1 protein-coding gene is annotated in these 509 nt (G+C 30.5%); it reads left to right on the plus strand.

The features are described 5' to 3' along the window. Nucleotides 1-275: 275 nt before the first annotated feature. The coding region (locus KPL50_RS26830) for a GTP-binding protein (protein ID WP_253200837.1) at nt 276-509 on the plus strand (234 nt) is incomplete at its 3' end.

Here is a 509-nt window from a genome sequence, read left to right on the forward strand (position 1 = left end):
GCTGCATATACACTTTCCATACTGCCAGCAGGTGCTAATAATTCAATCTTCTTCATTTGCATCTCTCCTAATAAGTCTTCTATATCCTATTATACAATAAATGTTGCAATAAATTAAGCCATTAAAAAATTTTACATTAATATAACCGTCTATTTTCATGTTTTATGATAATGGACACAACAAAAATAATGGAATATAATTAAAAATAGACTAGCTCACTTCTTATTATTGTTTGAGAAAGCTTAGTACAAAAAATTGCTAATGGAGATATGAATATGACGATAAAAAATAATATTAGAAATATTGGAATAGTAGCTCATGTAGATGCTGGTAAAACAACTTTAACTGAGCAACTACTTTACCAAAGTGGTTCTAGCAGGATTCTAGGTAGCGTAGATAAGGGTACAACCCATACAGATTCTCTAGCTATGGAAAAGCAAAGAGGTATTTCAGTTAAGGCTGCTGAAACAGATTTTACTTACAAAGGAACTAATGTACATGTTATAGAT

The organism is Clostridium sp. CF012 (genome assembly GCF_018861755.1).
GTDB lineage: Bacteria > Bacillota > Clostridia > Clostridiales > Clostridiaceae > Clostridium_AD.